This is a genomic window from bacterium (assembly GCA_020444325.1).
Taxonomy (GTDB): domain Bacteria; phylum Bacteroidota; class Ignavibacteria; order SZUA-365; family SZUA-365; genus BM516.
In genome coordinates this window covers 135,210-150,322 of the sequence record JAHLLD010000006.1, presented here as the reverse complement: position 1 = coordinate 150,322, position 15,113 = coordinate 135,210, and the positions used below count along the sequence as shown (strand labels likewise).

At 55.9% G+C, this 15,113-nt stretch carries 9 protein-coding genes; 4 read left to right on the top strand and 5 right to left on the bottom strand.

The window, feature by feature from the left end:
* Nucleotides 1–64: 64 nt before the first annotated feature.
* Entirely contained in the window at nucleotides 65–913 is an 849-nt protein-coding gene (locus KQI65_09975; GenBank protein ID MCB2205065.1) for a helix-turn-helix domain-containing protein, read from the bottom strand.
* 299 nt (nucleotides 914–1,212) lie between these two features.
* On the opposite strand from KQI65_09975, the gene KQI65_09970 reads away from it, so the two are divergent.
* From KQI65_09970 to KQI65_09960, 3 genes are all read left to right on the top strand, one after another.
* Complete coding sequence (locus KQI65_09970; GenBank protein MCB2205064.1) at nucleotides 1,213–2,352, top strand: hypothetical protein; 1,140 nt, start codon at nucleotides 1,213–1,215, stop codon at nucleotides 2,350–2,352.
* A gap of 172 nt (nucleotides 2,353–2,524) precedes the next feature.
* Complete coding sequence (locus tag KQI65_09965) at nucleotides 2,525–3,055, top strand: hypothetical protein (GenBank protein ID MCB2205063.1); 531 nt, start codon at nucleotides 2,525–2,527, stop codon at nucleotides 3,053–3,055.
* 151 nt (nucleotides 3,056–3,206) lie between these two features.
* A complete protein-coding gene (locus tag KQI65_09960) occupies nucleotides 3,207–5,792 on the top strand; it encodes a PAS domain S-box protein (GenBank protein MCB2205062.1) in 2,586 nt (861 codons plus the stop codon).
* A gap of 92 nt (nucleotides 5,793–5,884) precedes the next feature.
* Here KQI65_09960 and KQI65_09955 read toward each other — a convergent pair whose 3' ends face one another.
* Both KQI65_09955 and KQI65_09950 read right to left on the bottom strand, forming a co-directional pair.
* On the bottom strand, nucleotides 5,885–8,305 hold the full coding sequence (locus tag KQI65_09955; protein ID MCB2205061.1) for an Omp28-related outer membrane protein: 2,421 nt from the start codon (nucleotides 8,303–8,305) through the stop codon (nucleotides 5,885–5,887).
* A gap of 119 nt (nucleotides 8,306–8,424) precedes the next feature.
* On the bottom strand, nucleotides 8,425–8,817 hold the full coding sequence (locus tag KQI65_09950; protein ID MCB2205060.1) for a hypothetical protein: 393 nt from the start codon (nucleotides 8,815–8,817) through the stop codon (nucleotides 8,425–8,427).
* Nucleotides 8,818–9,316: 499 nt separating this feature from the next.
* On the opposite strand from KQI65_09950, the gene KQI65_09945 reads away from it, so the two are divergent.
* On the top strand, nucleotides 9,317–10,990 hold the full coding sequence (locus tag KQI65_09945) for a T9SS type A sorting domain-containing protein (GenBank protein MCB2205059.1): 1,674 nt from the start codon (nucleotides 9,317–9,319) through the stop codon (nucleotides 10,988–10,990).
* 106 nt (nucleotides 10,991–11,096) lie between these two features.
* Here KQI65_09945 and KQI65_09940 read toward each other — a convergent pair whose 3' ends face one another.
* Both KQI65_09940 and KQI65_09935 read right to left on the bottom strand, forming a co-directional pair.
* Entirely contained in the window at nucleotides 11,097–11,606 is a 510-nt protein-coding gene (locus KQI65_09940) for a hypothetical protein (protein MCB2205058.1), read from the bottom strand.
* A gap of 31 nt (nucleotides 11,607–11,637) precedes the next feature.
* Nucleotides 11,638–14,898: a T9SS type A sorting domain-containing protein gene (locus KQI65_09935; GenBank protein MCB2205057.1), complete on the bottom strand. Its 3,261-nt coding sequence runs from the start codon at nucleotides 14,896–14,898 to the stop codon at nucleotides 11,638–11,640.
* Nucleotides 14,899–15,113 lie beyond the last annotated feature (215 nt).

The window sequence follows — 15,113 nt, the reverse complement described above, 5'->3', positions numbered from 1 at the left end:
CCGATATGCGGAATAATTCATGACCGGACGGTTCAGTGACCTGAAAAATCAATGCACTATTGGATCACTGAACTGGTATGCGTGCATCGCGCAGTTCCTGGGTGGTATGCCCGGTGACCTTTTTGAAGAGACGGAGGAACTGCGCAGCATCGCTGAAGCCAAGCTCAAAGGCGATTTCCTTTGCCGTCTTGTCCGTGAGCAGCAGCAGCCGCTGCGCTTCGAGAACGATACGTTCATGAATCACCTGCAGTGCACTGCGTCCCGCATAACGCACGAAGAGATTGGACAGGGTTTTTGGGGAGCGATTGAGGAGGGCGGCATAGTCCGCAACTTTGTGTTTGCTGCGATAATGCTTGTCGACAAGCGCACTGTAAGAGCGCAGCAGATCGGTCTGCGCGAGTAGGAGGTTCTGTTCCTTCTCCATCTTTTCCTTGACGAGCCGGGCGCAGGTGATGATCAGCCGCTTGAGCAGGACGCGAAGCATTTCGAGTTGCAGACGATCCGCGTTTTCGAACTCGCGCTCGAGCATCTGCAGCACGAGGTTCACGCTGTCGGCATCCCCCTGTGGAATATCGATCACCGGTGGCTGCATCGCGGTGTTGAACAGCAGTCCGTTGCAACTGACTTCGGCATCATGATACTCCACGCAGTAGAATTCACGATTGAATTGAATGCAGTACACGCTGCGCGACGTCAGGCGGTCGACCTCAAGCAGCGTCCCCGGGGAAAGCGTGAGTCCCGTCGCAGTCCCAAGCGAGATGCGCGAGGTGTCGCATGCAAGACTGCAGTCGCTGTCCAGACAAAGCAGAATGGTGTAATGGGGGATGCACTGTCTTGACCCGACCTGGAAATCCTCTTCCAGGAAGCCGACGCTGAAAAAAGCATTCAAGCTGGCTTTGGAATACCGCAGCATACATGTTCTCGCACAATTGTTGCCGGTGTGATGGACACTATATAGTAAGCATTCTCCGCAAGCGAGAGAATGGATTTTTGATTGACCCGCCCATGTCCCGGTATCTTGCGGGTGATGCGATAGCTGTGTAGTTTCCCGCAGACAATTCCATTATGCACATTCTGCATATTCCCCGCATGCGCGCTTTCATGATGCACATTCTGCATATTCCCGCTTTGCGTTCACATCGGCGTCACCGCGCGGTGCTGAGTATTGCAGCGTTTTTGCTGCTGACAGCATTGCCGTATCCACAAGCTGCCTTGCATGCACAGCATATTGTCGTCGATCATACTTCTGTCGCGCTCTTCGAGCATATCCCTCCGGCATATAAGGATGCGGCAGCTGCGTTGCGGCTGTTTTTCATGGACCGCTCGGTCGGAGGAAACATCAATGATGCGTTGTCATGTCTTTCGCATTTGCATGGGGATGCCCCCAATTCCTGCACGCGGGCGGGACATCGGGACGCACGCTACGCCGTCGATCCTTCGGAAGTATACTGGGATGGGGAATGGGATCGCAGCAACTGGCGCTATGAGTTCTGGCCCGCGGGATGTTCGGAAGACGCGAACTGTTTTATCGAATCTGTTGAAGGACGCATCGACTCGTTTGACGTCGTGGGATTTCAGTTCAGCTATCTCGCGGTCATGCCGGGCTCGAAACTCGCGGATCCCACCAGCGGTTTCTTTGCGGAGGGTGGGAGCGGACAAGCTGCGGATTACGCGGCGTTTGCAGCGCGGCATCCAGAGAAGACGGTCATCTGGTGGACCACCTCACTGGCCCGCAGCATCGGCACGGAAGAGGCGCAGGATTTCAATCAGTCCATGCGCACTTACTGCCGCGACAGTAGCCTTGTGCTTTTCGATGTCGCTGACATTCTATCACATGATCCTGCGGGCGCCCCCTGCTTCGATAACAGGGATGGTGTGACGTATCTGACCGAGAACCATCCTGATGATGGATTGGACCTCCCCGCAATCTGTCCGCAGTACACCACGGAAACCGAGGGGGGACACCTTGGGTCCATTTCCGCGGGAGGTATTCGCATAGCGAAAGCGTTCTGGGTACTCATGGCCCGGATCGCGGGGTGGGATGGCGGAGTGTCCGAACTTCCTGATGTGGCAGCCATATTGCCGCCTGGTATAATGGAGATCAGCATTTCGCCGCAGCCGGTTCGGCACAATCTCCACGCGCGGATTCGTTGTACAGCCGTGACGCCTGTGCAGCTAGTGCTTTACGATATGCTCGGCAGAAATGTACTCACCACCGAAGGGCAGCGCACGGGGACAACCGGCGCAGCAGAGTTTCACCTGCGGACGAACGGACTCCCCGGTGGCAGCTATCTGCTTGCTGCGTTTTCTGATGCAGCGATGGCCGTACGCCGCGTACTTATCCTTCCCTGACTTTTTTCGCACATATTGTCACCTTTTCCTTCCTTCGGTTGTCATTATATCAAAGGCAATGAAAACGCCACCGTACACAGACATCACGAACTCCGGAGACCGATGATACGCTTTGAGACGGTATGAAGAGCAAACCAGCTATCACCTATCAAATCCTGGAAAGGAGACCGTCATGAAACGTCTCACACGTACCCTCGCCATCATACTCTCTGTCGTCGTTTTCGCGGCATGCAGTGACAATGTGACCAGCTCCAACAACAGTGACACCTTCCGCAGCTCCGCGGATTCAGATATCCTTCTGCAGTCCGTCACCCCTTCAAACGGCGAGAGCGACAACAGCGGACTCGCCTCCGCAGGAAGCATCGACTACAATTACGATCCCGATACACGCACGCTGTACCTGACCCACGTAGATGCCCTGTTCTCAAGTGTCCCCGGCACCATCGCCGTGAAACTCGACCGCGAGGAAAACATCCTTACCATCGTTGAAGACGAATTTGCAGGTGCAGGATCCCTGCAGCGTTACGATCTTAAAATGAAGATTACTGACATCCCTGCTGGCGTATATCGCGTCCTCGTCGTCGAGCCGAATGAGTCCTCGGATCAACTTCCGCTCACTTTCAAGCTCGATCTGGTCGCCTCCCTGAAAGGATCCTTCGACCGTCCGCAGAGTGTCATTGACATAACATCACTGTCCAGGTAATCGCGTTCACCTGCGCACAGTGTCCACGCAGCGCGTCCGGTCCGCAGTTCGAGACCGGACGCGCTGTTATTATTCGGGAATCATACTTGTGGATGGTTGCGGGGATGCGTACAATAGCATCGATATCGCCATCAGTCGAGCCCTCGCCTCCGTGAGCCTGTATACTGTCATAAGTGGGATTGTTGTTGGCCTGCTGATACTGAGTTCAGTCTTCAGTGGCTTTCTTGCGCTCCGCAATATTGAGAGGAGGGTCAATCTCTGGTATACGTTGTTCGCATGCTGCCTCACGATCACGACAATCCTTGGGACATTGCTGGTCTACGAAGCAGATCCTGCCACGGCGCTGCTGTATGACCGCTTCGTCAATATGTTTCTCCTCCTGACCGGAGGAGCGTTCGTGTCCCTCGTTTCGGCCCTGACCGGGTATGAGACACGGGCAGCAATTATCTCCATGCTTGCCATGCTGCTGTTTCTGCTCATCGCCAACTGGCTGCTGCCTTACGGACTGACCTGGTCGAGTGTGCACGGAATGATTGTGGAAGAGTATTTCTGGGGTGAGAAACTCCAGGGCATTGATGGAAGCACCGGGGTTGGCAATTACTTCTCGATGGCGGCGGTGATCGCGCTGCTTCTGTATACCGTACGTGCTGTGATTTACCAGATGCAGCATGGGGAAAAGGAATACGCGCGTCTCTTGCTGGCAGCGATCACCGTTGGACTCCTGGGATTGTTTCTCGACGTCGTGCTGCTGGATATCAGGAATGTGGAGCTCGGTCTGGTCGATGATATCGGTATACTTTGCTTTATCCTGCTCGTTGGACACCGCAATCTGTACCATCTGGTGCGTTCCAACGATCTGCTGCGCGAGAGCGAAGCGCGATTCAGCATGCTCACCGATGCCGCGTTCGAGGGGATTGTGTTTACAGAGCGCGGAATCATACTTGATGTGAATCGCCAGCTTGCAGGGATTCTCGGGTGCACCGTTGAGGAGATGATCGGACGAGAGGTCATCGAGTTCGTTGCGCCCGGTTCGCGGGAGGTCGTTAAAAGCAATATCGAGTCTGAAGACGAAAGCCGATACGAGCACCATGCCAGAAAGAAGGATGGCTCGTTGTTCCCGGTCGAAGTGCGCGTGAAAAATATGCTTCATAATGGCCGCAAGGTGCGTGTGACGGCAATCCGCGATGTGACCGACCGCAAACGCACCGAGGAACAGAACATACTGCTGGCCCAGACGCTCAAATCCGTGCGCGACTGCATCTCCATCACCGACAATGAAGATCACATCATCTTTGTCAACGATGCGTTTCTCGCCACATACGGGTTTACCGAGAACGAAGTGCTGGGCCAGCATGTTTCCGTACTGCGTCCCGCCAACCTGGCGCCTGAGAAAACGCAGGGCATTTTCCCCTCCACCCGGGAGGGTGGCTGGCATGGCGAGGTCCTCAATCAGCGAAAGGACGGCACGGAATTCCCCGTCGAATTGTGGACCTCGGTGGTTCGTGACCAGGAAGGGAAACCCGTCGCCTATGTGGGCGTCGCGCGCGACATCTCTGATCGTAAATTTGCCGAGCAGGCAATCATCGCGGAAAAGGAACGCGCCGAACGTTCTGACAGACTCAAAGATGCGTTCATCGCAAATATCTCGCACGAGGTACGGACGCCCCTGAACATCATTCTGGGCTACACCGGATTGATCGGTGAGATGATGCAGGGAAAGATCGACGACGAGGAGCAAGGCTATTACGACAGTGTGCAGCGGGGCGCCCAGCGGCTGCAGCGTACCGTCGACATGATCCTGAGCATATCACGTCTCCAGGTGGGGGACGTTCGGCTCGAACCGAAGGATATCGACCTCAAGCAGCTGCTCGAAGACATCATTGAGGATTATCACCCCCTGGCGAAGGAAAAGGGCCTCACATTAGCCTTCACCAGTGAACTTGCCTCCCCCATCGTCCGCACCGATGAATACTGCACGGTGCAGACAGTGCAGAATCTCATTGACAATGCGATCAAGTACACACGAAAAGGTGGCGTGACGCTGCGGCTGTGCAGTACTCCGTCGGGGAAGCCGCGCATCGAAGTGGTGGATACCGGCATCGGGATTTCACAGGAGTATCTGCCGCTGCTGTTTGAACCCTATACACAGGAGGAATCGGGTTACACACGCAGCTTTGAGGGTATCGGTCTGGGGATGTCACTGGTGAAAAAGTATACGGAGCTTCTCGGTGCGTCCCTCGATATTTCCAGTGAGAAAAATCGTGGGACTACGATCAGCATTACTTTCGGCGCAAAGACGGACAGCGCGCTGCTGCCGGGCGACGAGGGCAGCGAAGAGGATGAGGGGCAGCATGAGGAAGGCATTCGTGTACTCCTTGTCGAAGATGAGCGGCTGACCATCGAATACATGAGTACGCTGCTGAGGGGACATGTGCATCTTTGCTTCGCTGAATCCGCTTCGGAGGCATGGGATGTCCTCAGGACGGAGAAGGTGGACCTGGTGTTCATGGATATTTCGCTTGCCGGGGAGAAGAGCGGACTCGACATCACACGCGAGATTCGTGCCGATGCCCGGCTGGCGAGACTGCCTATCGTGGCCGTGACCGCACATGGTTTTGCTCACGATCGCACGCGCTGCATCGAAGCGGGCTGTGACGCATATCTGCTCAAACCCGTTGGCCAGGATGATCTGCTCGATACCATTCGCGCGCTGCTGCCTGATGCACTGAAAAAATAGAACCGAAAGACGGATGAAAATAAAACCGCCGCACGGAGCATGACGTGCGGCGGTTTGTGTTCGTCTGAGTCTGACTGCCATTCAGCAAGGTGTCAATGAACATGCAGCAGCTGCTGTACGGACTGCGTCCGTGCACCACGCAGTACCACTGTATAGATACCTGCAGGGAGTTCGCTGGCGTTGAACTGCCGGACATGCCTGCCGGCAACGCAGTACCCGTCTTCAAGCACTGCAACCATACGACCAAGGGCATCATAGACACGCAGCGTGACATTGCCTGCCTCGGGGAGATCGTATCGGAGCGTGGTCTGCGCGGTGAAGGGATTCGGATATCCCGGCAGCAATGCGAAGATTGCCGCGTCCGGCATACGTTCGATTCCCGTGACGAAGTCTGCGAGTGCTACCTCCTCGGACTGAACCACTTCTCCAAAAGTGTTGCCGTCCGAAAGATGTGCGAAAATCACGAAGTGCGATGTTTCGATGGTGGAGTCGACAGAAGTGAACGAGAAGGTCCGGCGGACAGCACTCTGTGATGCGATGAAGTCGCCGGTGCAGATGACTTCCCCTGCGTCGTTCGGGATGATCTGACGGAGTACATGATCGTGATAGTAGGGGAAGAGTTTCGTGCTGCCGCCTTCCGGAGGATAGAATGACTGCGTATAGTTCATCTGGTTCTGCACCTGCGCGATATTGAGGCGCAGCGGTTTCTCGAATCCACGGTGAAAGAAGACTTCGACCGTCATCGAAATGGCCTTGGAAACCGGGTCGTATGATTTGTCGACAACATCAATGCTGATCGGACTACGGTAATTTTCGAGGACTTCCCCGATGCGCTGCCGCCATAGTGATCTGCTCATGGCAGCTTTGGAATCGCCCTCAAAAACCATACGGTTGATCGATCCGTTTGGCCACCCGGTCAGTCCGACAATGTCTTTCCAGAAGTCCGTGTGTTCCGTCCACATCGGCTCGGTGTCACTGCCCCCGTGATAGGCGATCGCAATGACGCGTCCATCGAATTCCTCGACCATGGCCTTGACCGTATCCGCTCCGAAGGGACAGAAACCGCACCAGGTACCGGTGCCCTCTTCCAGCAAGACGTTCATGTCGGTGTCCACATCCTCGTCCTGCACATTCATTGTCACTGTGAGGGTAATGGTTTCATGCTCCGGATCGTTCGTGGTGACGGTAATCGTTCCTTCATAGGTCCCGACGCCGACGGACGCGGAATTCATCACCGCCTTGACGAATGTATGCTCACCGGGTTCGAGAACGGAGGCATCCTGCGTCGACACCATCCAGGCGTTCCCTTCCGTCACCGAGGTTGCGATGGTCAGCGGGGCGCTGCCGTTATTCCACAGCATGAACGACTCCACTGTCGGATCCCCGTTTTTCACCCAGGCCGTTCGTGCAGTGGGGTAGACGCCGGCAATGGGACCGCCTGCAGTATTGATATTCAGTGCTTCGACTGCATCTGTGACACTGCTGGGCTGATCATTTCCCCCTGAGACGTAGAGCAGTTCGTCGCCGTCATAAACAAGTTTGCTCGCGAAATACACGGGTGTCGGCTTCACATCTTTCATGCTCCAGCTGTCCAGGGCCGGGTCGTAGCAGTAGGATACGCCGGTAGGGGGACCGCTGTTCATTGAGCCGGCGTTGTAGCCACCGACGAAATAGGCTTTTGTTCCATCCGAACCCGCGGCATGCCGCATGGTTGAGCGTCCCGGGTAGTCGGCGATCGCTGTCCATGTGATATTATCGCCACTGATGCTGCCTTTGTACGCCCAGGCACCGAAGAGTCCCTGTCCATTCGTGTATCGCGCGCCGCCAACGTACAGCACCGTCGTGCCGGCCAGTGTTACACCGCTTGCCCAGGAGGTGTAGGGTGTCACGCTCGAGGTGACCGTCCACGTATCCGAAGCGGGATCGTAGATCTGAATTCTGTCCGTCGACGTATTGAACGCCGTGGTACCTCCGCCGAGCACCCAGATGCGTCCTTCATGAACGAAAGATCCTGCACCGAACACAGGCAGAATCATGGACGCTTTTTCGGTGTATGTATTGGTGGCCGGGTCGTATTCGAGAACCGGTTCCTGGACGGTGAAGGGATTGGTTGCGCTGTAGCCGCCGATGATATAGATCTTGTCGCCGACCGTTTCCACAACGGGGAGGCCGCGGTTTTCCTCCAGCGGCGCGAGTGTTTCCCAGGTACCGCTTGCCGCGTCATATTTTGCACAGGTTTTATCGAAGCGCAGTGTCGCACCGAGTCCGCCAAACACGTACATAGCGCCATCGTACCAGGCTGCGCCATGATAGCATTTTGCACCGGGCAGCGTTGTCACCTGCGACCACTGTCCGGCCGCCACGACGGGGAACTCCACAGCCTGCCTGCCTTTTTCGACGACAGGGAATGCCATATCGCCGGGGACGGCGTCGGTTGACTGCGCGGTAGCGGTGGTAATGAGGAGGAGGGCCGGGAGGAGGGAGAGGAGGATACTCGATATCATGCGTTTCATACAGAACTCCTTATGTAACTGGTCGCAAACGTTACAGCCTGGTTGAAACAGGACATCCGCGGACAGCAATACACGCTGCCATCACACCCTGCCTGCATTCTCCTTCACCCCTTTTGCTATCAGTACGGACCGCTGCCCGCACGTTCCCTGTCATCGTAGGAACAATCACCATTGGCCACGTGCCCCTTGTACTGTCCCTCGAGAGTCTCACTGTAGTGCGCTTCGAGCGCCTCGCAGATCCCAGGACGCGGGAGCCACTGCCCCTCTTTGTCCAGGCAGTACTTCTTCTCAAGCTCGATCTCCCGCTCCATATATACGCCGAAAATCTTTACGTCTTCGGGAAGCACGTCGTTGCGATCGAGATACTCGATCAATCCACAGATGGTATCCGCGAAATACTCATTCTGCAGGTCGTCAACACCTTCTACAACGTCAACACGTGCGACGTATGTATAGGGCAGCGTTCTGTCATACTTCGATCGCGGTCCGAAAAGTTTGGATGCGATACTCATTGTGGCCTCAGGTGGTGATAATGGAAAATATACGCTTCCCGCATGCAGTAATTCAAGGTTTTGTGCTCGGTTAATCAGTGAATATGTATCTGGATAGAGCAGGATGTCACCCGATTCATCTCCATTGTCCGATTATCGTTCAGTACAATCCAAACGGTCGATTTTTCTTGACATTCCCCGCAGGAATGCCTATCGTAAGAGCAGTCATTATTCCGATTAGTATCTACGGATCATCAGCTTCGCCTGGCCGGCGTGGTGTCTTCTGCCTGCGGATGCCTCCTGATTCGTACTTCAGTCCTTTCGGCAGTTTCGTCTGCTGCTGCAACGACGCGCATTTTTCTGCCCTCACTCCGAGATAACCCGTTCAATACGACACAGCGCCGTATGGCGTTTCCCGACAATGAACCAGCGCAGGCTGGTTTCGTGGCGTCGTATGCAGCGAGATAATCGTGCAACTGCCCCATCACACTGTTCAATTCACATACGCAAAGGATCACCTATGAACAAGCAACGACCGTTTCTGACAACAGCTCTCGTGGCAGTTTTCCTGAGCTGCGCATTATCGTTTTCCGCCTTTGCCCAGGGTGGCATGACGGGCCCGAGCTCACAGACCCTGTATGCACCGCAGACCGGGTTTTCGCCAACTGTATCTACAACCGTATGGGGTGATTATGTCGCCGCGGGTGTCGGCATGCGTAACATCGGGTCTGGAACCATCAATATTGCGATCCCGGCTGGAGCCTCACTGAAGGGTGCCTATATGTTCTGGGCAATTATTGGCGATGGGACCACGGTTCCATCGAACCAGGCCACCATTAACGGCACGACTGTAGGTGGAGTATTCCTCGGGGTATCGGGTACACCATGCTGGCCAAGTGCCCTGTCGACAGTTGAGCGCATTTATTTTTATGGCTACAACGTCACCGGCATCGCAACAGTCGGTGCCAACAATCTGACCAATTTCCCCAGCGGAGTCACCGATAATTCCTTTCCCCCCAACAGTGTCGTATTCCCGCTCTGCGAAGGTGCGACCATTGTAGCCATTTTCGAACATCCGGCCTGGGATCAGAACCAGATCGACATCATTTCGGGAGCACAGACCTTTTCCAGTCAGAACATCAGCGAAAACATGGGGTCGTACACGACGTTCCAGTCGGGGAATCCTGCCGACGCAGCCGCCGTGCATACGTATATCGTGGCCGACGGACAGGCCATATTTGTTGGCGGACAGACGCAGTTCAACGGTGTGGCGACCAGTGGTCCGACTACACCTATAAAGACCGTGGATGCCTTCGACGGGGCTGACGGTATCTTCAATGTTCATCCCCAGCAGGGACTGTGGGATACGCATACGCTGGATGTCAGCAGCTTCTTCCCGCACAACACGGCGACGAACGCTATCCCCGGTATCACCGCCGCGGGCGACTGCCTTACCTGGGGCGTGCACGTGCTCTCCACCAAAACGGCCATCAATGCCTTTGTGGACGTCAAGGCCGGTTCCTGCCCGAACTCGGTAAACGTCAACAGTAACGGCAAGCTGCCGGTCACCATCGTGGGGACGCCGTGGTTCGATGTCTCGGATATCGATCCCGCCACCGTTCGCATCAACGGCGTCGCTCCCACAGGGAATTCGGGGATGAGTGACAACACCATGCCGTATCTCGGCTTCGCGTCTGATTGCTACGACTGCAATCTGGGTGGTGCGGACGGTTATACCGACCGTACGTTCAAGTTCAAGATGCAGGATATCGTCGCGACGCTGGGCGGACCCGCGAATGGTGACTGTGTGCAGCTGACAGTTACCGGTATGCTGACGGACAACACTCCTTTCGAGGGATCGGATGTGATCCGCATCATCGACAACAGCAGTCCCAAGGATGGACTCACATCAGCATTCACTTTCGGACTCGAGCAGAACGCTCCCAATCCGTTCAAGTCGTCCACCTACTTCCGCTACTCACTTCCCGGCGAAGCAATGGTGACGCTGGAAGTGTATAACATGCTCGGACAGCGCGTCGCCACCGTGTTTGACGGCATGCGTTCGGAAGGCGCACATACCGTGGCATGGGATGGACTCAACGATGCGGGGAATGCCGTGTCACCGGGTTCATATATCTATCGTCTGCGCGCTGGCAATGATGTGCTATCGAAAATGCTCATTGTCTCCCAGTAATACCTCCGCAGTTTTGCGCAGATGAAGCAACCCCGCCGTATCCGGACGATGCGGCGGGGTTGTGTTTTGTGAGGATCAGGGCAGGCGCCCGGAGAAGAATCGCGTGCTAGAGTGCCGGCCAGTCCGCCTCGGGACGCTGCAGCCATATCCAGGAGATATAATCGCCGTGTGCGGGTGTTCCATCCAGCGCGCGCAGCAGCATGTTGATCTGAGCGCGATGATATTGTGTGTGCATCGCCACCTGCGTGAAGGTTTCGGCCAGGGTGACCGGACCGGGAACAACATCGAACATGCGCTTGATCTGATAGGACCAGGGGACGGTCACCTCATCATCGAAGGCGTCCGGGTTGGCGGTCTCCAGCCATGAAGCTGCTGCGGGGTGAAATGATTTTCCCCACACTGCGATATCGTGCAGTGCCGGAAAACTGTCGGCCTTCGGGACTTCAAATGCATCCTCTTTCCACACATGCAGAAACGCATGCTGCACGAGATGCAGGTGATAGCTCAAACTGAGAATGCGTTCGTTTTCATGTGCCGCCTCGCAGGCAAGCAGTGCGCGCCACATGCCGGCGTCTGCCCAGTGCATGTGGGCGAGAGAGTCCTTCAATTGCTTCATTCCGATCGTGTCCTCTACAATATGAAACGGGTTAATGCAGAATCTGCATACGACGCAGCAACTGTGTGCCGCCGGCAGTCAAACGATAAAAATACGTTCCCGGCTGCAGAGTTGCCGTCGAAAGCGGGATGGTATGCCGTCCCTGATTCACAAAGCCTTCATGCAGCGTCCGACATTTTCGTCCCAGCAGGTCATAGAGTTCGAGACGCACGTAGCCACTGCGTCCCGCATCGAAGCTGATGACGGTTTGTCCCCTGCCGGGATTGGGATAATTCTGATGGAGGGAGAAATATCCGGTGACTGGCGGATTGCCCTCTGCCGAGGTTACGGCGGACATGTCGAGAATGTATGCGTCCTGCTTGCTGACGGGGATGGTGGGTATAATCGTCATCGCATCTCCGTTCTCGTACATCGGGAGTCCCGGATGATGATAGGCCCACATCGCAAAAACGCAGGGGAGCTGTATGGCATCAGAGATAATGACGCCCTGGTATTTCGTCTGCGGAGTGGTTGTATAGTCATCATCGAATACGAATAAATATTCCCTGTCCATGATCTCCTGCGGATTCCACTGACCATCTTCACGCGCACCACCTTTATTCTCGATGTAACCCAGTGTGATCTGGCGGGGATTCAGACTGTCGGACATGTCATACGCGCGCACGGCAATGTCGTCGTAACTTACGTACCCGTAGGAGGGATCGCCGCCGCGAAGCCAGCGGTAGGCTTTCTGTGTCTGCGTTGCATCGAAGACGAGACGAACGGGATAGATATCATAGATCAGGAGTGAACTTCCGAAAAACACTTCACCGGTGATCAGGTAGTCTGCATAGAACTCCAGCCAGGTGCGCTCGGGATGACTCCATTGCGCCCGTGCCTGTCCATCGTAGTTGGCAGTGAGATTTCCATCACCATCATAGGCGGGACCCGGGTGTGTTGAGCCGGAAAGCAGCTTCCATCCATCGACGATCTGCGCATCGTGTCCCAGCGCATCGGGGAACGGGAGACCACTGGCAACTTCCTTCCTGAGCGATTCGTCACGGATGGAGAAGGTCACCTCCTCATCATATTCGCCTTCGGCCTGAATGTAGTAGAAATGCGGTTTGAATGCGGTCCAGTCGGCCACCACGTAATCGAGAGTGCCTGTGGCGCTTCCCGTGAGATGCTCCAGCCGTCCCACCGCCGGCGGCGTGCCGAAAGGCTCCACCAGCATGCGCAGCGTATCGCGCCACATGCCTCGTCCCTCGACCAGCACGACGATGGGACATTCGAAAATGCCGGGTGAAGCGTTTTCGGGCACCTGCACGGTGAGATATCCCGTCGTGGTCGTGGGGTCATACACCGTGTTTGCTGCGGAGCCTCCGGCGACAGGGAGACGGAAATGATACACATGCTGCGGCACGATAGCGTTCGCTTCGTTGACCGGGAAGAGGTACCACATGGGGATACTGTCAATGGTGCTGTTTTCGAAATGCAACTGGAGGCGGACGTTCTCCCCGGGATTGATTTTCCCGTCGTAGTTCAGGTGATCCGACATCACGGCATTGATGGATACATCAATATCCCCGGCGAGTGGCAGATCGTTTTCGACGAACCACAGGGCGCTGTCTCCGCCCACGACGTTCATGACGGACACCGTACCGCCGGTTGGAATGCGGCTGCCCGGGATAACCGCTCCGAACATACCGTCTCCTGCTCCGCCGTCGTCATGCTGTCCATCATCCAGCATTGCTGCCGAGGAAATGAGATTTCCCGCTTCGTCTTCCAACAGCGCGGTCAGGCTGCCGGTGGGGAGGGATGAGGCAGTGACATGCACGGCGTAGCTTCCTGCATCGGGCCAGGTGATCGACGCATGTAGTTCGGGCGGCTCACCCTGGCTGCGCTGCCATTGATAGTGATCGTGCAGGCGCTGCGCTTCATTGCGCAGCTGGCGAACACTGAGCATGGCATTGCCACCATCCGCGATATGCAGCGCAAAGACGACTTTCTGCGTGTCCCCCATGGCGAAACGATCGACGCTGCAGGAGCCCAGCATGCGGCGGTCGCCCGGACCATGCACGATGCCGTCGCGCCAGCCGGTTTCGAAAATCGGATCGCCGTCCAGCGCCGTTTTGGTTTCTTCCCCATTGGTGGGGTCCACCTGCGGTCCGTAATCATAGAGAGCGCCATTGAGGTTATTGAACATCTGCAGGGTTCCCGCCGGATCGCCCAGGTCCGGATCCTGGTATGTGGGATCGGAATTGATATAGTAGGTGAACGCACTGACAGGTACGTTTCTGTATCCGCTGCGCGTCCCGAGTCCGTAGTCCGCGACCGCACCGCTTTGCTCCTCGAGCGGAGTCTGCAGCCAGATGTAGCCGAAGGCGGGTGGGGGACCGGCGAAGGCAGTATCACTCCCCGTAGCGTTGAACACGTACTGCATGTTCTGTGCGAGGTCGAGTCCGAGATAGTCGTTATCGGCGGCTCCGAGATCAGGATCGGACCAGCGGGCGAGGTGAAATTCCGTGAGATCGGAAGCGCCGCGATGGATAATCGTGTATTCTACGAATACCGTATTGTCGAGCAGGGGATCGCTGGCGGAAGCCCATGCGTATACGCGCATTTCCAGGCCGATTGGCGGTGAACCGTAGAGATCCGCAGTTCGTCTCGCGTCGAGATCATTGCTTACGAACCAGAGAATCTGCTCTCCCGCGAAATACGGATGGTCGCTGCCGTCGTGATCGTCGAGCCAGGAATCGAAATCCGGCGTATAGCTGCCGTCGCCATCCACATCCACATACGGTGCGCCAAGCGTGGCAGGCCATTCCCTGAAATCCTGTCGCATACGCTTCTGCGATGACGTGTCCAACGCCATGAAACCGCTGCGGTTTACCAGTGAGAGCCCGTAAATGCGATGCTTGGCATCGACTGGATCCGTCGTTCCGTCGGGAAGGATATTTCCCGCCTGCAGACCGCCGCGATACGTAGAGCCCCCTATCATCACGTAGCCCTCAATCTTGCCGCCCCATACCAGACCGTCCTGATAGATTACCGAAGCACCGTTCTCCCCGGGCCACATCGTTCCAGCCCCACCTGTTATCGGATTGTGCGAAGACGTGCCGTTGTTGCTGATCCAGTGCAGCAGCCTGTTGGCAGCGAGGTTGTCATAGAAGTCGTTGGTGAGAATGCGGGTATTGTCCGAGCCGTTCCCTGCTTCCGCAGAGTTCGTCTGCTGTGCCGTCAGTGTCGGCGGCAACAACAGGAGGCAGATGCTGAACAGGAAATGCGAGGCAATACCGTAATAGTTACGCATGGGGTCCCCCCGGGAATGTTTGCGATGTCGTGAAGGAAATCAGAGTAATCTATCCGAATGATAGCAGACAGCGCGTACAGATGCAAGGTAGTGATGCCGTATCTTGCTCTTTGCAGCTCATTTTCGTAGTATCTGTGAGAGCAACTCCAAGAAAATTTTTTCCTCCGGGGTCTTTGAATGCGTAGTGCCAGTGTCACAGGATACATGTGTGCCGC